This window comes from Thalassotalea marina (assembly GCF_014656435.1).
GTDB lineage: Bacteria > Pseudomonadota > Gammaproteobacteria > Enterobacterales > Alteromonadaceae > Thalassotalea_C > Thalassotalea_C marina.
Genome location: NZ_BNCK01000006.1, coordinates 124,198 through 143,985 on the forward strand (window position 1 = coordinate 124,198; position 19,788 = coordinate 143,985).

Annotated in this window: 13 protein-coding genes; 4 read left to right on the forward strand and 9 right to left on the reverse strand. The window is 39.1% G+C overall.

Annotation, left to right across the window (positions count from 1 at the left end; all coding sequences use genetic code 11):
- Positions 1-53: 53 nt before the first annotated feature.
- Both aspS and IE199_RS13875 read right to left on the reverse strand, forming a co-directional pair.
- Positions 54-1,832 carry an aspartate--tRNA ligase gene (gene aspS, locus IE199_RS13870; RefSeq protein ID WP_189771616.1) on the reverse strand — a complete coding sequence of 593 codons (1,779 nt, stop codon included), beginning with the start codon at positions 1,830-1,832 and terminating at the stop codon, positions 54-56.
- 167 nt (positions 1,833-1,999) lie between these two features.
- Positions 2,000-4,825: a transporter substrate-binding domain-containing protein gene (locus IE199_RS13875; RefSeq protein WP_189771618.1), complete on the reverse strand. Its 2,826-nt coding sequence runs from the start codon at positions 4,823-4,825 to the stop codon at positions 2,000-2,002.
- A 132-nt stretch (positions 4,826-4,957) separates the two neighbouring features.
- Between IE199_RS13875 and cmoA the strand changes: the two genes are divergently transcribed.
- Together cmoA and cmoB are read left to right on the forward strand one after the other, a co-directional pair.
- Entirely contained in the window at positions 4,958-5,692 is a 735-nt protein-coding gene (cmoA, locus tag IE199_RS13880) for a carboxy-S-adenosyl-L-methionine synthase CmoA (RefSeq protein WP_189771620.1), read from the forward strand.
- Between the two features lie 8 nt (positions 5,693-5,700).
- On the forward strand, positions 5,701-6,663 hold the full coding sequence (cmoB, locus tag IE199_RS13885; protein ID WP_189771622.1) for a tRNA 5-methoxyuridine(34)/uridine 5-oxyacetic acid(34) synthase CmoB: 963 nt from the start codon (positions 5,701-5,703) through the stop codon (positions 6,661-6,663).
- Positions 6,664-6,708: 45 nt separating this feature from the next.
- Here the strand turns inward: cmoB and IE199_RS13890 are convergent, their stop codons facing one another.
- From IE199_RS13890 to IE199_RS13900, 3 genes are all read right to left on the reverse strand, one after another.
- Complete coding sequence (locus tag IE199_RS13890) at positions 6,709-7,473, reverse strand: substrate-binding periplasmic protein (RefSeq protein WP_189771624.1); 765 nt, start codon at positions 7,471-7,473, stop codon at positions 6,709-6,711.
- A gap of 140 nt (positions 7,474-7,613) precedes the next feature.
- Entirely contained in the window at positions 7,614-8,339 is a 726-nt protein-coding gene (locus IE199_RS13895) for a LytR/AlgR family response regulator transcription factor (protein WP_229854721.1), read from the reverse strand.
- A gap of 5 nt (positions 8,340-8,344) precedes the next feature.
- Complete coding sequence (locus tag IE199_RS13900) at positions 8,345-9,397, reverse strand: sensor histidine kinase (RefSeq protein WP_189771626.1); 1,053 nt, start codon at positions 9,395-9,397, stop codon at positions 8,345-8,347.
- Positions 9,398-9,680: 283 nt separating this feature from the next.
- Between IE199_RS13900 and IE199_RS13905 the strand changes: the two genes are divergently transcribed.
- Together IE199_RS13905 and IE199_RS13910 are read left to right on the forward strand one after the other, a co-directional pair.
- Positions 9,681-10,871 (forward strand): serine hydrolase domain-containing protein, encoded by a 1,191-nt coding sequence (locus tag IE199_RS13905; RefSeq protein ID WP_189771629.1) that lies wholly within the window; start codon positions 9,681-9,683, stop codon positions 10,869-10,871.
- Between the two features lie 106 nt (positions 10,872-10,977).
- Entirely contained in the window at positions 10,978-12,327 is a 1,350-nt protein-coding gene (locus IE199_RS13910) for an anti-phage deoxyguanosine triphosphatase (protein ID WP_189771631.1), read from the forward strand.
- A gap of 48 nt (positions 12,328-12,375) precedes the next feature.
- Here the strand turns inward: IE199_RS13910 and IE199_RS13915 are convergent, their stop codons facing one another.
- From IE199_RS13915 to IE199_RS13930, 4 genes are all read right to left on the reverse strand, one after another.
- Positions 12,376-14,586, reverse strand: a complete 2,211-nt coding sequence (locus IE199_RS13915; RefSeq protein ID WP_229854722.1) for a S41 family peptidase — start codon at positions 14,584-14,586, stop codon at positions 12,376-12,378.
- Between the two features lie 139 nt (positions 14,587-14,725).
- A complete protein-coding gene (locus IE199_RS13920; protein WP_189771633.1) occupies positions 14,726-15,988 on the reverse strand; it encodes a sensor histidine kinase in 1,263 nt (420 codons plus the stop codon).
- A 91-nt stretch (positions 15,989-16,079) separates the two neighbouring features.
- On the reverse strand, positions 16,080-16,745 hold the full coding sequence (locus IE199_RS13925; RefSeq protein ID WP_189771635.1) for a response regulator: 666 nt from the start codon (positions 16,743-16,745) through the stop codon (positions 16,080-16,082).
- 1 nt (position 16,746) lies between these two features.
- Positions 16,747-19,779, reverse strand: a complete 3,033-nt coding sequence (locus IE199_RS13930; RefSeq protein WP_189771637.1) for an efflux RND transporter permease subunit — start codon at positions 19,777-19,779, stop codon at positions 16,747-16,749.
- Positions 19,780-19,788 lie beyond the last annotated feature (9 nt).

Sequence of the window (19,788 nt, forward strand, 5' to 3'; positions counted from 1 at the left end):
ATTACTCTAACTGCATTTCGTTTTTACGTCGACGACAGGTTTAGCAAATTAGCTTATTCGCTGTCAGTAGCCTTTTCAGTAACAATAGTTTGAATACCTAGTTCAGCCAATTGCTCTGGATTTGCTTGACCAGGCGCATTAGTTAATGGACATGCTGCTGTGGTTGTTTTCGGGAACGCCATCACGTCACGAATTGAGCTAGCACCTGTCATTAACATCACTAAGCGGTCTAAACCAAACGCAAGACCAGCATGTGGTGGCGCACCATATTGAAGTGCTTCTAACAAGAAGCCAAATTTCTCTTTTGCTTCTTCATCACTAATACCTAGAATGCGGAATACTGCAGCTTGCATTGCTTGGTCGTGAATACGAACAGAACCACCACCTAATTCAACACCGTTTAACACCATGTCGTAAGCGTTAGATAAAGCAACTGCTGGGTTAGCTTCTAATTCTTCCGCGCTTGCACGTGTTGGCGCAGTAAATGGGTGATGAAGTGCATGGAATTGGCCATCAACTTCTTCAAACATAGGGAAATCAACAACCCATAGAGGTTTCCATTCGTTTGACGTTAAGCCTAACTCTTCACCAATTTTTAATCGCAATGCACCTAAAGATTCACTTACCGTCGTGTACGAGTCTGCACCGAAGAAAATAATGTCTCCAGTTTCAGCCTGTGTACGCTCAAGTAGCGCAGTTACCGCGTCTTCAGATAAGAATTTTAAGATAGGAGATTGTAAACCTTCTAAGCCTGCAGCCTTGTCATTTACTTTCAACCAAGGCATGCCTTTAGCACCGTAAATGCCAACAAACTTAGTTAATTCATCAATATTTTTACGTGAAAACTCGCTTGCACCACCTGGTACACGAATAACAGCAACACGGCCTTTTTCATCGTTAGCTGGACCTGAGAATACTTTAAACTCAACATCTTTAACGATATCAGCGATATCAACAATTTCTAATGGGTTACGTAAGTCTGGCTTATCAGAGCCAAAGCGTGCCATCGCTTCACTGTATGGCATACGTGGGAAGTTACCTAAATCAACATTTAACAATTTTAGGAACAATTCACGGATCATTTTTTCCGTCACTTCCATCACTTGATCTGCCGTCATAAATGACGTTTCGATATCGATTTGAGTGAATTCTGGCTGACGGTCAGCACGTAAATCTTCGTCTCGGAAACATTTAACGATTTGGTAATAACGCTCCATGCCTGACATCATCAACAACTGCTTAAATAGTTGTGGCGATTGTGGAAGCGCGAAGAATTTGCCTTTATGAGTACGGCTAGGTACTAAATAGTCGCGCGCACCTTCAGGTGTTGCAGCCGTTAAAATTGGCGTTTCAATGTCCATGAAGCCTTGTGATTCAAGCGATTCACGTACCGCTGATGTTACTTTAGCTCGAAAACGTAAACGCTCTGTCATTTCAGGGCGACGTAGGTCTAAGTAACGGTATTTAAGACGATTCTCTTCTGAGTTTTCTTGGTTGAAGTCTAACGGCAATGGCGCTGCACGATTTAAAATAGTGACATCTAAACCTAATACTTCAATGGCACCTGTGGCCATGTCTTTATTTACTTGACCTTCAGGACGAGCGCGAACTTTACCTTTTACTTGAATACAGAATTCATTACGTAAGCTGTTAGCTTTTTCTAGTACTTCTGGTAGGTCTGGATCATAAACCACTTGCACTATGCCTTCACGATCACGCAGATCTAAAAAGATTACCGCGCCTAGGTCACGACGACGATTTACCCAACCACAAAGTGTAACTTCTTGACCAACGTGAGATTCATTGACCTCACCACAATAATGCGTTCGCATATGATTAAACCCTGAATTTTTGAATTGTCATACGCAGTTCAAACACTGCATACTTTTTATAGAAAAAATTGCCGACAATTATATAGAAGTTAATTGGAATGTCACTTGTTATACCAAGAGAAATATTTATTTGCGTTTAGCTAAACCCTGATCACCGTAAATTTCAATTATGAGTTAAACACATAGTGATTTTTACCTGCTGCTTTTACTTTATACATCAGGGTATCAGCGACTTTTAATAAGTCAGATTCTGTTTTTCCATCAAACGGATACATGGCAATACCGATACTACAACCTATGTTGGCCTGACCAACTGATAAATGAAATGTTTGTTGCACTATTTTTAATACTTTTTCCGCTATAAACGACGCTTCATTTTTATTGTGTAAGCCGGTAAGTAACAATACAAATTCGTCACCACCAAAACGCACGACCGTGTCAGATTTACGAATACAACCACTCAACCTTTGTGCCACTTGTTGTAACAGTTCATCACCTACGTCGTGTCCATGTGTATCATTAACCGTTTTAAAACCGTCTAAATCAATAAACAGAACGGCTAATAATCTTTCGTTACGTTGGTGAAAATTAATGGCCAAATTAAGCCTATCTTTAAGTAACACTCTGTTAGCAAGCCCAGTTAACTCATCGTGGGTAGCCATATGTTTCATTTTTTCTTCAAGTGTTTTACGCATCTGAATTTCAACATACAAACGACGGTTCCACACCACAATAACAACAATAACAATTAATATAATGGCGCCAATTTGTAATCCCACCCGTAATACAACGTTGCGATCTAGCCCGGTTTCTAAGTTAATTTCAAACCACTTTTCGTATATAAACTTACGTTCAGCAGCACTGATTGTTGCCAGCGCTTTGTTAATAATACTTTTTAATTCCGGCCAATCTTTGCGAATGGCATAATGGTGTGTATCAACACTTAAGGTGTCGGCAACCGAAAGGCCTAAGGTGACTAAGCTTTCACGCTTTATTAGTTCTGATGCTGAAGCAATATTTTCAATAAAGCCCGCAACGACTCCCCTTTGAACCGCTAATACGCCTTCTTCATGTGAGTCAACTAAACGTAAGGTGATACTTGGGTGCTCCTTACGAATTTTGTCAATAAGCTGATAACCTTTAACCACAGCAAGCTCACTGCCATAAAAGCTTTTTATGGTTAGCTGTTCACCGCGTTCTCGACGATGAATAACTACCCAAGGCATGCCCCAATATGAATCGGAAAACAGCAAACGTTTTTTTCTATCTTCAGTTTCTGATGCACTGGCTACTATGTCGATATCGTGTTTTACCAAGGCCTGAAGCATGTCATTCCAGTTATCATAAGCTACATAACTAAAATGAATACCTGTACGGCGCTGCACTAATTTGTTGATATCGGCATTGATACCAACCACTTCCCCGTTTTCATCTTCAAATTCAACTGGTGCCCAATTTTTAATAAAACCGATCTTTATATCTCGATGTTGTTCGACCCAAGCTTGTTCATGTTCAGATAAAGAGGCATGTAGCTGCTTGAGTTTAAAATAGCCATCACTCGCATTGGATAACCATTTACGTTCAAGTTGCATTAGCTGCTCTTGCGGAATTAACGCAAACCCTTCTCGAATGATTTCAGCTAAGCGTTGGTTTTTATCATCAGTCATACTAAACATATCAAGTTCAATATAGACTTCTGAAAGTGCTGAAAGGTTTGTTTGTAGATTAGCTTTTACGATGCGATCTTCCATGATTTCACCGGCACCAAAAATAAACTGCACCATGCCTAACTCTAAATCATGAGACATTGCGGCAAAGGTTTCATAAAGCTCTAACTCTAACTTAGGAAATCGCTCTTGCAATTGCTTAATATATGGTGCGTCTTTAAAAATGGCAGCTCGGCCAACAGTAGACGCATTTAATATTGGCAGCTGCTGATTGGCGTCTCGTTGTGCATAAGCTTTGATGTCAACGCGGTAAGTGCGATCCGCCACCCTCAAACCAGAGCTTTCAACTAAATGCTCTGGATAGGCGATTAAAATATCTGCACCACCACTTTTTACCAGCTCTACGGCATTTTCAAATGACTGCGGTACAAACTCTACTGGTTGGCCAGTATGCTCTGACCAAGCACGCCAAATGTCGATAAATAACCCTGTTGGTCTTCCTGTACTTGAAATCGCCATATAAGGCAAAAGATCTGGTGAGTAAACTAACGCTAATGCGTTGGTGTTTTTATCTAAACCAAGCCAGTGTTTTTCTATCGCTGAACGCTCTTGAGGCGTAATTTTGGCTAAACCCTGTTCGATAAATTTTAATAATTCAGGATTATTTGCACTTACTGCAGAGCCATAGTCATTGCGAAAAAACAACATGCGCTTGTATGCGGGAAACAAAAGTTGTAGCTCTTTCACCCGCGGGTAATTACTTGATAATCGCTCTAGGTTGGTAAAAGCTGCGATTTCACCTTTTAACGCACCATCAAATAAATCAAAACGACTAGCATAGTACTTTAAATTGAAATTGGGATAATTGCGTTTGATCACATCAACATGGCTAGAGCCAGCAACAATTCCAACGGTAAGGGGCTGTACTTTATCTAAGCTTTTTATGTGCGAATATTCTCGATGCACATAAATATAATTGTCTTGAATGAAAAACGGGTTGGTAAAAAGAAACTTTTCTAAACGCTCTTGGGTACTTGCTAATCCAGCATGAATATCAATTTGACCACTGGCTACTTGCTCGATGGTTTCATTCCAAGTTAATACTTTAAACTTAACATCGACACCTTGTTTTTCGGCCCATAGTTTCCATAAGTCAACATTAATGCCAGTTGCTTCACCATTTTTTGCTTGGTAATGGTATGGGTATGAGGTTTTATTTACTGCAATAGTAATTGGCCGGTCCTTAAAAGACTGGCCAAAAGCTACGTTTTCATAGCTTAAAGAAATTAATGTAAGAGTTAATATCAGGTATAAAATACGCTGCAACACTAAATTACCCCAAGAAAGCTAAATACATTTTTGTCACTGCTTGCAATGTTCTGCAGCTATTCAATTTCAATCGACACACTTTTTCAGTTAAAATAACAACAGTTCAACAGATTTTACACTAAATCCTATATGCCACAGTCCAAAACTGACTTGATCTTTTCTAACAAGCAAAGCCAAGTAAAAGATTTCACCTTCGACGCTCAAGTTGTCGAAGTTTTTCCTGATATGATTTCTCGTTCAGTTCCAGGTTACAACACCATTATAGACACTATTGGGCGACTTAGTCAGCACTATGTCACTGAAAATAGCAATGTTTATGATCTTGGGTGTTCACTAGGAGCCGCCACTTTAGCTATGCGAAAAGCTATCACGGCTAATGAATGCCAAATTATAGGTGTAGACAATTCTCCAGCGATGGTTGAACGCTGCCGAATGCATGTTAACGCTTTTAAAGGCCAAACACCGGTGATCATCAATGAAGCCGATATTATGGACGTTGAAATCGAAAATGCTTCAATGGTGGTATTAAACTTTACCATGCAATTTATCGAAGCTGATAAACGCACTACCCTGATCAACAAAATTTACCAAGGCTTAAATCCTGGTGGCATTTTACTGCTCTCTGAAAAACTGATCCATGAAGATAATGTGTGTAACTCATTACTAATTGATCTTCATCATGATTTTAAACGTGCAAATGGCTACAGCGAATTAGAGATAGCGCAAAAACGTACCGCATTAGAAAACGTGATGAAACCTGATAGCATTCAATGTCATCAAAACAGATTACAACAAGCCGGCTTTACTCATAATACGGTTTGGTTTCAGTGTTATAACTTCTTTTCATTAGTCGCCATTAAATAAAACGCTCTATGTATTTTTCAAAATTTTATCAACAAATTGCCGCAAACCGACTTGCACCATGGCTAAATACTTTACCTGCACAACTCGACCAGTGGTACAAACAACAATTACACGGTGACTTCGCGCATTGGCAAAAAACACTGCAGGCTTTACCTTCAACTGAGATAACAGAGAAAGATACACGTTCACAAGTGTTAGCTGGTAAACGAGAAGACATTAACGAAGGTGAGTTTAAGCGTTTAGAAAATCTGTTAAAAAAATTCAAACCATGGCGTAAAGGCCCTTATCACATTCACGGTTTACACATTGATACTGAATGGCGTAGTGATTTTAAGTGGGACAGACTTGAACCACATATCAGCGACTTGTCAAACCGTTATGTATTAGATATCGGTTGTGGCAGTGGTTACCATTTGTGGCGTATGCATGGAGCTGGTGCAAAGTTTGTTGTAGGAATTGACCCTACACAACTGTTTTTCATGCAGTTTCAAGCAATTCAGCACTTTATGCAGGAAAGTAGTGTTAATTTATTGCCATTAGGGGTGGAAGACTTACCTGAGCTAGGGGCCTTTGATACCGTATTTGCTATGGGCGTGTTGTACCATAGACGTTCACCTATCGACTTTTTATATCAATTAAAAGCGCAGCTCGTTAAAGGTGGGGAATTAGTATTAGAAACCTTGATAGTTGAAGGTGATGAAAATACGGTATTGGTACCAGGTGAGCGCTATGCCAAAATGCGTAATGTTTGGTTTTTACCTAGCGCTGATGCTATGTGTGCTTGGCTTGAACGTTGTGGGTTTACCAATGTTAGAGTCGCTAATATTGATACCACAACATTAGAAGAACAACGTAAAACTGACTGGATAGATACAGAATCATTACAAGATTTTCTCGATCCTAACGATCCGTCTAAAACAATCGAAGGCTACCCTGCACCAAAGCGTGCAATATTTATTGCCAATAAATAACAGCAAATCGAGGAAAAGAATAGCTCTTGCTCCTCGTTTGGCACATTACATCGACTGATAAAGGTAGTTATCAAGTACCATTTGGTAACTGCCATTATCTTTGGTTATTTGTAGACCATAGTTAAACTTATCTCTAAGCTCAGCCGATTTAAAGCCCACAGCGTAATCGCGCTTGTTAAAGATGTAATGAATTTTAAATGGCTTCATAACATATTGTTCGCTATGGTGTTTTAGCATATATCTAAAAATATTAATATCCAAAACGATCACTTCAGCGCGACGCAAAAACAGTAAATCAATTTGCTTTTTTTGATCGTGAATTTCGCGGTAATCCACTAAATAGGAAACAGTTTTTCCAAACTCATCCCCTAAAAACTTCTTTGCATTTTGAAATGAAACGACGCTTTTTCCTGATAAATCTGCAATCTTTTCAATGGTGAAATTATGTTCTAACAAACTAATAGCGACGTTTTGATAGGTAATATAAGGCTCAGACAAATAAATAGTTGGGTGGTCATATTCGGGCGGTAAAATAGCTATACCATCTACATTTTCGTGACGATAACCCATAATGTTTCGACCAAGAGGCATATGAATAAATGATACGTCTATATCGCTGACATCAAATGCTTGGCGAATAAGTTCAAGCTGCATGCCATTACCATTTTCATCAATGATAAATGGAGGTTTAGGCAAACCTGCAACCAATTCGACCATCTCTTTAGGTGAACTATTCATTACTTCATTTGCATAAGCTAGCTGTATTGCTAGCCCTAGCCAAAGTGATAATACATGTTTTAAATTTTTCATCAAAACTCCACTAAGCCTATTAGTTATTTGTTGCGCTAAAACCTTTGATTTTGTATCAGCTCAACAATTATCCGAAGTTTAGCCTTATTCTAAATTAAATGACAACCAGCAAATAGAAAGAAGATATCGACTTACCTATTCTAGAGCATCACCTGCTGTTTAAATTTAACACTTTGACGTCTTGATATTTCTAACGTTTGACCACTTTCCAAAGTCACTTGGTACCCCCCTGTAACCCAAGGCTCGATATGCACTATTTTTCTTAGATTAACGATGTGACTACGACTAATTCTAAAAAAAAGCGTTTCATCTAGCCGCTCTTCAACTGCAGTCAAAGACATATTGTGCATAGCGACATTACCATCAAAATAGAGCCGACTGTAATTGCCCACAGATTCAATATATTCGAGCTGCTCAACTTTTATAAGCCAGCATTTATCACCATCTTTAACAAAAAATGAATGCTCTTTATTTAGTCGTTCAATTGTTACTGGTAATTCTGATACAACTGCAGTGGTTAACTTGTCTAGTGCTTTATTCAGTCTTTGAGGTTTGATGGGTTTTAAAAGGTAATCCACCGTATTGAAATCAAATGATTGAATGGCAAATTGGTCAAATGCTGTAGTGAATATAATTTTGGAAGCATCAAAGTTAAGCTTGCTGAGAATATCGAACGCATTTCCCCCAGGTAAATCAATATCTAAAAACAACAAACTCGGCTGCAGTTCGTTAATAAGTGTTATTGCACTCTTTATATCGACAGCTTCACCGACAACTTTAATAAAAGGATAAGGCGCTAACAGATCTTTAAGTTCTATCCGAGCAAGCTCAGAATCTTCCACGATAACGGTAGTGAACATATGCATAAAAGTTACTTTGATTGAATATCTATTTGAGCGATAACTTGCTCATTTTGTGTAGTAAGTGATAATTGAGCATTGTCAAAAAACATAGCTAAACGATTGCGCAAATTTGACAAGCCAATACCCGTTTTTTTATTTTCAATTATTCTGCCTGGATGAGTCAAAGTAATACGCCAGTTATCCGGTTTTTGTTGTTCAATCGGTCCTATTGTCAGCGTTAAATCTCCTGTTACTCCCTGTGAACCGAAAGCATGTTTAATGGCGTTCTCAACCAAAAGCTGAATGGCCATTTTAGGAATTGCAGCGTTAAGATACTCTTGTGCTATATCCATGTTAAAATTTAGTCGTTTTCCAAGTTGCAACTGATGCAATGCTACATAAGCTTCAACAAATTCAAGCTCCTTTTCTACACTTGTTGCTGCATTGCTCTGAGTCGCAAACTGATAGCGCATGATATCGGCAAAAGCACTTAACATATCACGAGCTTTTTCCCCATCAATTCGAACAAGTGAACGAATATTATTGATGGTATTAAACATAAAATGTGGGTTTAACTGGCTGAGTAACATCGCCAGTTGCTTTTCTTTGATTCGCAACGAGAGCAGTTCATTATGCTGATGAGCTTGAGTAAGCGCAATTTGCCTAGTGATCAACCAATACAAACAGCTCCACGCCAAATACGTAGGGATCAGAAAAAGGGAAATACTTGCAATAGGCTGACTAGTGACTAGTGGGGAGAACTTTGGCCATATATTTACAATAACAGTCCACAAAGCATAATGTATTTGACCAACAGCAAGTGCGGCCAGCACACTCAAAATTATAATACTTAATGCCCAAAGAATTACTGGCACCTTACGTTGCATTATTGTTTTGTACATGTAACGCATGATCAAACTGATAACAATGCTAGTAGCAACCACAGTAATGGCAAACAAAATAGAAAAATGACTTGTCCAATATTCATCACCAAAAAGTAACAACATTAAGACAAATACCGGACACCATCCCGTGGTTTGTAGCAACCAAAATGTGATTTGAGACGATGTGGTAGGTTTCATATTAAGTGGTGACTTTCCAATTTTTATCACTTTGCCCAATCTAACTGTAAAAACAAAACACACATGATAATCATAGCCAAGAGTATTGGATGGTTTTTGTTAATTTCGAGCAATAACAGCGATTAACGGGCGATATTAATGATGAACGGCATTAAACGCTTTGCTGTTATTTCTGTCAATCATATTCACCGAAAATACGCGATATCGACCTTTTGTCATTTTCTTCAACATCATAAAACTTTCGCTTGTTATTTTGTAGGAAAACAAGGCAAGAGGTAAAAAAATGAACAAATTTAAACGCCAATCAAATCGTCTTTTATATGTAATATCGTTTTCAGTATTAACAGCAATAAGTCACAGCACTTACGCTCAAACCAATACTAATTTCGAGCCAGTAAGTCAACAATTAGCTAGAGAAATTGAAGACATGCGCATCAAGTATCAATTACCATCGCTTGTTGTTGCCGTTAATTACCAAGGAAAAACGCTATTAAATCAAGCAAATGGTTTCGCGAATATTGAAGAGAATAAAGCTGCTACTATAGCTACTCGCTACTCAGTTGGTAGTATTGCTAAGCCTATGACAACCTTAGCAATGGCTCGCCTAGTACAACAAGGTAAACTAGCAATTGATGCCCCTATTTCGACTTACGGGAAATACCAAGATAATTGGCAGCATTTGACTAGTAAGCAGTTGGCATCTCATACCGCAGGCATTGTGCATTTTACAGATGCCCGTCACGACCGCGAATTTGTGTCCGTTAAAGATCATTGGCGGCCTGAAGAAGCATTTGATGTATTTAGCCATGAAAAGCTGTTATTTACGCCAGGCAATAAATTTCAATATAGCTCAAGCGGTTACATCCTACTGTCTGATGTTTTAGCTAAAGCTAGCCACACTTCTTATTTAAAATTGATGGAGCAGGAGGTTTTTAAACCGTTGGGGATGATTTCAACTGTATTCGACTCATCTCAAGCTGATAGTAGTGTGGAAGCAACTTATTATTTACCGAAAAAAGCTGATAAAGACCATCAACCCGCACCAACTAAACGTGATAGGACTTTTTTATTTGGCGGTGGCGCTTATCAATCAACAGCATTAGATTTAGCTAACATGGCTTGGCAAATGCAAAATGAAAACTACTTAAATAAAACGTTACAGCAGCAATTGTTTACCCCGATAAAATTAGCAGACGATAAAATAAATCCACAAAATTATGGACTTGGCTTTCGCATTCATGAAATGGATGTAAGCCAATTTGTACCGGGTAAAACTAAACGAATCATTAAAGGTATACATCATGGCGGAACCACTGCCGATGCTGCAAATGCATATATGTTGACGTTTCCGAAATTTGGTTTAAGTATTGCTTATACTACAAACTCAATTCCTACGAGTAAAAATGAACAAGATAATATTCAAATTGAAATGTGGTTGTGGCTATATAAATATGCCGAAGCGCTTGGTATTTAATATTAAATAACACAAAATTTATTGCAGCTGTTGATAAATCATTGCTTAAAAAGCTATAAATTGGTTAAGGTTATTGGGTACTAAGTAATTACTAGCAAGGAAATTTATGACTGATATATGGTCTAGCCGTTTTTTTACTAAAATAGCCAAACGGCGCCATGATCATCGCAGCCCTTATCAACGTGATAGAGCAAGAATATTGCACTCAGCTGCGTTCAGACGATTGCAAAATAAAACCCAAGTCATGGGCAGCGGGCAGAACGATTTTTATCGCACCCGCTTAACCCATAGCCTAGAGGCGTCACAAATTGGCTCAGGTATTAGTGCTCAACTACGCGCTAAATACCCTGAATTATCTGCTGAGCTTTTTCCTCAAGACGACAGCTTAATTGAAGCGTTGTGTTTAGCGCATGATATTGGCCACCCACCTTTCGGCCACGGTGGTGAAATAGCACTACATTACATGATGAGAAATCATGGTGGCTTTGAGGGTAACGGGCAAACCTTTCGTATAGTCTCTCGTTTAGAGCCTTTCAGCGAAGGTTATGGCATGAACTTGTCCAGACGCACTTTGTTAGGATTACTGAAATACCCACAAACTTTGGATAATTTAAAATCAGCAATTACTCCTGCTGCGCCAAGTAATCTTAGGCAATTAAAAGCCAGTGAATGGCACCCGCCCAAAGGCGTTTACAGTGACGATAGTGAAACCTTAAACTGGTTACTCGAACCTCTCAACCAGAGTGATAGAGAACTATTCCAATCAAGTATGGCAAAAGATCAGTATCATCATGCAAAAACTTGTTTTAAGTCTCTAGATTGTTCAATGATGGAACTTGCCGATGATATTGCCTACGGCATACACGATTTAGAAGACGCTATTGTTACTGGAGTAGTCAATGCGTCAGATTTTATTCAGCATGTTGTTACACCACTGCAAGCGATTGATGAACCTTGGCTTCAAGAAATTTGCCAGACATTAACTGACAAGTTATTTAGCCAAAAGCCCTATAAACAAAAAGAGGCTATTGGTTCTTTAGTTAACTATTTAATTACTGCAATTGAGTTAGTTGATTTAAACGAACGCCAAGCATTGCATTTTGAGCAACCTTTACTGCGTTACAACGCGATGTTGCCAGAGGTTGCCAATGCTGTACTCGATATTTTTAAAGGTTTTGTTTATCGTTTTGTTATTAGGCAACCTGCCATTCAACAAATTGAATATCGTGGCCAACAGGTCGTCATGGAATTATTTGAAGCCTTATCATCTGATCCAGAAAGGCTTTTACCAAATTTTGCCAAACAGCAATGGTTAAGTGCGATGGATAAAGAGCAGAACGCCCAGCGAGCTATTGCCGATTATGTAGCAAGTATGACCGATGATTTTGCGGCATCGCTTTATCAAACGCTTTTTATGCCAGACAGTAAACAGTCAATGTCTTGGTTAAACATCTAATGGTCAAAAGAGAAGTTGTTACTTAAAACAACTTCTCTTTCTCTTTTGTTAATGCGACTTAATAACTTCAATCGCTTTTTCTAACACTTCATCTCGACCTGCTTTAATGCCAGAAATTGTAGGCAAAACTTCAATGTCTGGCACTATGCCGACACGCTGAGTTTCTGTGCCATCGGGGTAATATACACCGATACCAGAAATATAAGTAACCAACCCACCAGGTAGCTCAATTGGTGATACATTTCCGTCTGCTGCGGCAGTTGTACTACCAACTATTGTAGTTTTTTTACTTGCTCTAAAGGCCATTGCAGTATATTCGGATTGGCTTTGGGATATTTCATTGACTAAAACAACCACCTTTCCCTTATAGTGTGAATCAGCTGGTGGAATATTACTGCCACTACGAAAATTAAATTCGCCAGGGTTATTCAGATTTGCCACAGTAAACTTAGCAAATGCTGTTGGGCTATCAACTAAAAAACCACCGAGTGAAAATGGCACAAAGGTACTTGGGTAATTACGAATATCAATAATAATGCCCTTGGTATCAGCAAATTCTTTTTTTATCGCTTCCACCTCTTCAGGCGTGATGTTTTTCAACGTGACATAACCAATATTATTGTCTAACATCTTGTAGCTTTTACCCTTAGGTTCCCTACGATACTTGCTGTACACAAAGAGCTCTTCTTGGGGATACAATGCTAAGGTTTGCTTTTCTAAGGTCTTATCTCGAATAAATTCGATGTCGACAGTTTTATTGTTAGAACGTAATAGATCTGGAGCAATATCTCGAAGCTTAGTTGGGTAATTTGACGCTGGATAATCCACTAGACGCTGTTCGATCAGTTTATCAACTGAAGTGTCATTAATTGTAGTGATCACATCACCAATATTAAGCCCTACTTTTTTGGCCATTGCATCATTTTCAGTTTTACTCTCGGTGTAGTAATCAGCAACGACTAGTTTTCCTTCTATCATTCGCGTGTATACAGGTGGGAAATATTTCCCTTTTTCAGCTTCAAATTTTTCATCACCTTTGTAAACATTTGCATGAGTATCTTGTACTTCCCCTACTAACCGTACTGCCAATCTTTCATAGGCAAGTTCACTATTTGCATTAACAAACAGCGGAACATATTCAGTTAATACTTCATGCCAATTTTTATCAATAAGATGTTTATATGGGAAGTAATATTGAATCATATTCCAATACCTGAACAAAGATAACAATCTAAAGCCATCATCAGGGAAAGGCATTTTGCTATATTCATTTTCTCGAATGAAATCCGGGTTACCAACACCACCGTCGGCAATGTAAAAATGTCGGCCTTGATGTCGATTTTGGTATACAAAGTTGAGTTTGTCTTGGAGTTCTCTCGAAAGATTCGATCCAATCCAACTGTGATCGGGTTTTAAAACTGCGTCTTCGCTTGTCGCTTGACACTGAGTGCACAGCTCAACATCACCTAAATTTTTAATCCAATTTAACAAGAACTGATCGCGCTCATGGTTTGTTGTCGCCTTCATATAATCAGGCAAAACCCGAAATAACTGATAGTCCCAGTTGTACCCCCCTGTCGCGACAGCTGGGTGATGATATTTTAAGAAACCCCAAACTTTACCCAATAAGGCTAAATTTGCAATTTTCTCTTGATTGAGTGCTGACAACTCAATGCCAGAGCCTTGATCAAACGCCGTATCTTTTTCAGCGGCTAACGCTTGTTTTTCATCAGCTATCGGTTTTCCATCAACTAGCAGCTCCATATTATCAAACCATACTTTACCTTCGCCAGCCAACATACCACCAATTATTACTCTCTTTGCCTCTGCCGACTTGTAAGGTACGGTTATCTCATATCGTTGCCAGTCAGTAGTTCCAATAACAGGTGTTCTTTCCATGGTATCAAAGGCAATACTTGGCTCTATTCTGACCATCAAGGCTGCTCTACCATTTGTCACCCCTTCGGTTTTAATGTAACCGCGCAAGGTAATAGTTTCCCCATCGAAGGTGACAGGAATTGCCTGAGCCCAAGCAGCAAAACCAGACTGCTCACCTGTATGTTCAATTGATACCGAATGCTCTCCTGACTGCACGGTGGTTTCATCTATAGAAAGCTTGAATTCAGATACTTTGCCAGCCTTTAGCCATCCGACCGGCGTACCATTATATAACTGTTCAAAATCCAAGTTTCCTGCTGACGACTGTGCCAATAATGGAAAAGAAACTAAACAGCTGAGCGCTAAACTTATCCCCTTCATTTTTTACATCCATTTTTTGTTATTTATTGATTTGATTATTTATTCCTCTTTACTTAACCATAATTTACGAAAAATGTCGTAATGAAAATAAAATTTAATCTAGTGATAAATGTAACAAGATACTTCATAAAACAACTCATCACAGGAAAGTTACTAAGCACTTAGTGCCTCCTAAGCTTTCACTGGTCATAAGTTCTATTTTGGCGCCATAGTGAGACAATATTTCTTTAGTGATGGCCAAACCTAAACCACTGCCGTTTAAATTTGATGCGTCAGCTCGATAAAAACGTTCAAATACTTTTTCTCTTAACGCGGGTTCTATTCCCATTCCAGAGTCTTCGATACTGATTTGCCTCTCTTCTAACGTCACTACAATAGTTGTTTCATTTGGGCAATGTTTTATAGCGTTTTCTATTAAGTTTTTAATCACCACTGATATTTCACCTTCATCGACATTAACTACACAGGAAGGTACTTTATTTACAAATTCCAATTGATGATCTAATTCCATTGCAAGTGGTACTAACATGCCCATAACATCCTTTATCACTGGCAAGAGATCGACATTTTGACTTTTGCGTTCAGCAATATTTTGTGCGCGCGATAAATCTAGAAGTTGCTCAACTATGCGCGCCATATACTTAGTATCTGTCATTAATTCTTGTTTGAGCTTAGATTCTTCAAGAGACAACTGAAGGCGGCTCAGCAATACTGTTAACGGCGTTCTTAATTCATGAGCAGCATCGGCTATAAATCGCTTTTGCTCATTAAAAACACCTTCTACTTTTTCTAGGGCTTGATTAAAAGCCTTTGCTATGGGTAAAAACTCTGTCGGTAAGTTTTCCGTGGTTACACGTTGAGTTAAATTTTCTGGTTGAATGCGTGACACTTGACTCGACAAGCTTTTTACAGGCTTAACGATCAATTTTATAGCAACAATATTCACCGTTAAAAACAAGATAAAAGCAATAGCTATCGCAAATGTTGAAGAGTCCATAACAGCAGGTAGAATGGCTTCATTAGCAAGTTGACCAATCAATTTAGTCTGCGCCAGATCTAGCCAATATGCTTTTTCTTGTATATGAATTTCTGTTCGGTAACCATTTAGGTCAGGATCTGACAAATTGTAAAAACCGGCTGCAACTTCCAGCGGTATTTTATCGATTAGCGCACTTTTTACGCCTTCAGGGGCTGATCTAAAGACTTCTTTGCCACTTTCTTTTTCAATTAGTCGATAGCCCATATTGGAATAAAGTGCATCAAAGCCCCACTTTAGTACCACTTCTGAATCATCAATATTTACTTTACCGGTATCATCAATATAAAAAGATTGTTCAATATCTGACGATAGCCCCTGTAAACTTCCCTGTGAAGCTAATTCAGCAAAGTCTTCTGAAATCAAATAAAATACCGTGAATAAAGTGCCAAATAACAAGGTGCCGGTAACAATAAAATAAACCAGTAGTTTATAGGCGATAGACTGGCGAATACCTTTACTTAAAAATATAACCTATCCCTCGTATTGTTTTAATTTCAGCAAGAGCACCACTGTCTTTGATCTTTTTTCGAACTCTATGCATTGCAACTTGTAGCGCATTTTCAGTTAATTCATAACCATTTTGATAGATATTATTTTCGAGCGCTTCTCGAGACACCGTCATACCTATATTACGTAACAAATATTCCAAGATAGCTAACTCGGTTTTGCCGAGCATAATATTTTTGCCATCAACCGTTACCGTTTTGCTGATCAAATCTAAAGCAATATTGCTATGTTCTAACTTACTGCTCGACAAAACGTTTGGGCGTCGCAACAATGCTTTTACTCTGGCAATAAGTTCATCAATGGCAAAGGGCTTCACTAAATAATCATCTGCGCCGCCGTCCAATCCTTTGATCCTATCTTGTACACCACCACGAGCAGTGAGCACTAAAACAGGTACCATGTTGTTGTCACGCCTGAACATTTTTAACACATCCATGCCATCGCCATCAGGTAGACCTAAATCAAGAATGACCGCAGAATATTGGTTTTCACTGATAAGTAATTTCAACTCACCAACTGAACGGGCAATATCAGATAAAAAACCTTCTCTTCGCAGTGCCTCATGAATAAAAGCCGCGAGTTCACCATTGTCTTCCGTAATTAGAACTCTCATCTTAACTACCTGTTTTTATTTTACTTTCGTTCAATGTTACCAAAAGGATTGCAGGAAAAACAATCAAAGTTAACACCGTAGATGTTACCATCCCACCTATCATGGTCCACGCCATTGGTGGCCATAATGGACTCTCTGGCGACGTTAGCGGGATCATACCCACAGTCGTAGTAACTGCCGTCAACATTACAGGCCTAAACCTATCTTTTACTGCATGTTCAATGGCTTCTGCCAGCGTCATGTAACGTGTTCTAATATTGGTAATAACACAATCCACTAAAATGATAGCAGTGTTAACAACAATCCCCGTTAACGCCAAAACTCCTAACAACGCCATAAAGCCAAAATTTAACCCAACCATAGACAATGCGGGTGCCACACCGATCAAAGCCATAGGAATAGTGATCAACACTAATGCTGCAATACGATATGAGTTAAACTGAATCATTAACGCACTAAACAATAAAATAATGCCGGCAGGTAAAGCTTTTATTAAAGCATCATTAGACTCTCCTTCCTCTTCGGCTTCACCACCAAGGCTTATCATCACATCATATTTTTGCTCAATATCGTTGATCCCGGTCATTAGAGTCTCTAGGACTTGTTCTTCATCTGCACTATCAACAACATCAGCTTTAACAGCAAAAGACTTAAAGCCATCTTTGCGACTTAAAATTGGCGCTTGCGCAGTCAATTTAGGTTCTATAAATAATGAAACAGGCAGCAACGTATGGTCTTGACTTATAAGCACGGTAGACATCAATTCGTCTATATTTCGAGAGCCTACTGTTACTTTATCTACCACAACGACAGGTAATAATTCTTGCTGCGTTGAAATTTTAGTGCTTTCAATGCCGGTGCTACGCCAGCGTATATAGTTTGATAGTTCAGTTCGAGAGATTCCTGATTTCATTAAATCTTCATCGATTACATCAAACTCTACACTTGGTTTGCCTATTATATAGTTTCGACGACTGTCCACCGTATCTGGGTGAGTGTCTATCAGGGTAAAAATATCTTCTGCCGCCGCCAGTAATGATGTTCTGTCATCTCCTAATACCCTTACTTCTATCGGAGCTTCGATAGGTGGCCCTTGTCCGATTTGCCTTGCTCTAATTCTGGTACTAGCAAACTTATCAGATAAGGATTGGTTAAATTTTTTAACTAAATCAGCGACTTCTTGACTTGAATTAGTTTCAACAACAACTCGAGCTATATACGGCGCATTGGGCGATTCAGACAAGTTGTAGTAAAACCTTGGGCCTGAATTACCTACAAATGACGTTAAACTTTTGATGCTGTATTCGTCTCGAATGTATCGTTCAACTTGCTGAACAATAGAGTCAGTTGCTTTAAAGCTTGAGCCAAAACTTCCCTCTATATCGATGATGACTTGATTACGACTCGATTTAGGAAAAAATTCACCTTTACCACCTCCCGCTAGGCTCGACAACATAACGGCAAGTACAACAAAGGTGACAATAGTGACTTTAGGAAATTGAATGCTTAATCGCGCAACTTTCTCCCCACCAAAATGAAACCAGCGAGAGCTTTGGTCAATATGAAAGTTTTTCACCTTGTTTGTCATTGTTGGCAATAAAACCAAGGCATAAAAATAGCTAGTTAATATTGCTAAGATCACCATAACAGGGATCATACGGACAAAATCTGCCACGCTACCTTTAGATAGTAACAAAGGAACAAAAGCGGCGATTGTGGTAATCGTTGACGTTGCCAATGGTTTAGCCAATTCGCTGATCGCCCGACGAGATGAAGCAAAACTCGACATGCCATAAGAACGGTATTTGGCGATTAACTCAGACATGACAATGCTATTATCGACCATTAACCCTAAACTGATAACTAAACCAGCTATCGACATTTGTTCTAATACACCACCAAGCATGCCAAACAGGGCGATAGAAGTAAGCGCTATTGCCGGTATTGTTACACTGACAACAGCAGCCAACGTAGGCGACATCAGAAGAAACAATACGATACCGCCCCCCATACTCGCTATAAGTAAAGATTGACTTAGGCCATCACGTCGCTCTTTGGTCCACTGTGGTTGGAAAAATATTGGACGTAAAGTAAATGCTTGTTGTTGCGCGTTTAACTGCTCAACGATTGCTAACAACTCTTCACCAAATTCCACTGAACGTATTTGGTTTGGCGGAACAACAATGGATAATCCGATCGCTGGCTTGCTATTAACACGAAAGCTTTCAGTTTCAACAACCGCAGGCGTTTGCACCACTGTTGCAATTTGAGCTAAACGTGAAACATTTCCATCGGCTAGTTTAATGTTGATATCATTTAATGCATCAATACTATCAATGCGTGTAACTGGTGAAATGCTCGTTAGATAGTTCTCTTGTAGCAAAGTACCAGTTGATTTAAGACTATTGGCATCAGCAATTTGCTCAGCGATCTCAATTGGTGATAAACCAAGCTCTATCATTGACGACTGTGGGAACAGCACTTGTATTTGTTGATCGCTAGCACCTATGATTTCTATCTTTCGAATTTGCTCGAGCTTATATAGATGATCTCGCACTGATAAAGCATATTCTCGAGCTTTCAATAGAGGTAGCTTTGTGTCAATTGCTAACAATATACCTGCTGTGTCCTGTGCTCGATCGTGAAGTTTAAATTCAGTAACAATTGACGAAAACTCGCTTTCAACGCCTTGCATTTGTTCCCTAACTCTCTGCCAAGCGGACCTCGTATCATAAATCGCTTCTTTTAGCTCTAAATTAATCATTGCAACGCCTTCGGCGATTTGCACGTCAACGCCACCAAGTTCGTCGACACCTGACAATGCCCGCTCAACAGGTAATACCACAGAACTTTCAATAGCACTGGGCGACAAACCTGGCGCAACGATGGTGATAAAGCCATTTCGATATGGAAAAAATGGGTCTTCTTGTTCGTTAATAGAAAACCAGGCAAATATTCCTGTCACACTCAGTATGAAAACTAAGCCAAATACCAAACGCTCATGACAAAACCACAAGTTTGTTTTGTGTTCCATGGTTTCCTC

Coding starts and splice junctions, on each gene's coding strand:
- IE199_RS13900 (WP_189771626.1), bottom strand. CDS start 9,397: ATGAAACCTACCACATCGTCTCAAATCACATTTTGGTTGCTACAAACC.
- IE199_RS13890 (WP_189771624.1), bottom strand. CDS start 7,473: ATGAAAAATTTAAAACATGTATTATCACTTTGGCTAGGGCTAGCAATA.
- IE199_RS13895 (WP_229854721.1), bottom strand. CDS start 8,339: ATGCATATGTTCACTACCGTTATCGTGGAAGATTCTGAGCTTGCTCGG.
- IE199_RS13930 (WP_189771637.1), bottom strand. CDS start 19,779: ATGGAACACAAAACAAACTTGTGGTTTTGTCATGAGCGTTTGGTATTT.
- IE199_RS13925 (WP_189771635.1), bottom strand. CDS start 16,745: ATGAGAGTTCTAATTACGGAAGACAATGGTGAACTCGCGGCTTTTATT.
- cmoB (WP_189771622.1), top strand. CDS start 5,701: ATGTATTTTTCAAAATTTTATCAACAAATTGCCGCAAACCGACTTGCA.
- cmoA (WP_189771620.1), top strand. CDS start 4,958: ATGCCACAGTCCAAAACTGACTTGATCTTTTCTAACAAGCAAAGCCAA.
- IE199_RS13910 (WP_189771631.1), top strand. CDS start 10,978: ATGACTGATATATGGTCTAGCCGTTTTTTTACTAAAATAGCCAAACGG.
- IE199_RS13915 (WP_229854722.1), bottom strand. CDS start 14,586: ATGAAGGGGATAAGTTTAGCGCTCAGCTGTTTAGTTTCTTTTCCATTA.
- aspS (WP_189771616.1), bottom strand. CDS start 1,832: ATGCGAACGCATTATTGTGGTGAGGTCAATGAATCTCACGTTGGTCAA.
- IE199_RS13905 (WP_189771629.1), top strand. CDS start 9,681: ATGAACAAATTTAAACGCCAATCAAATCGTCTTTTATATGTAATATCG.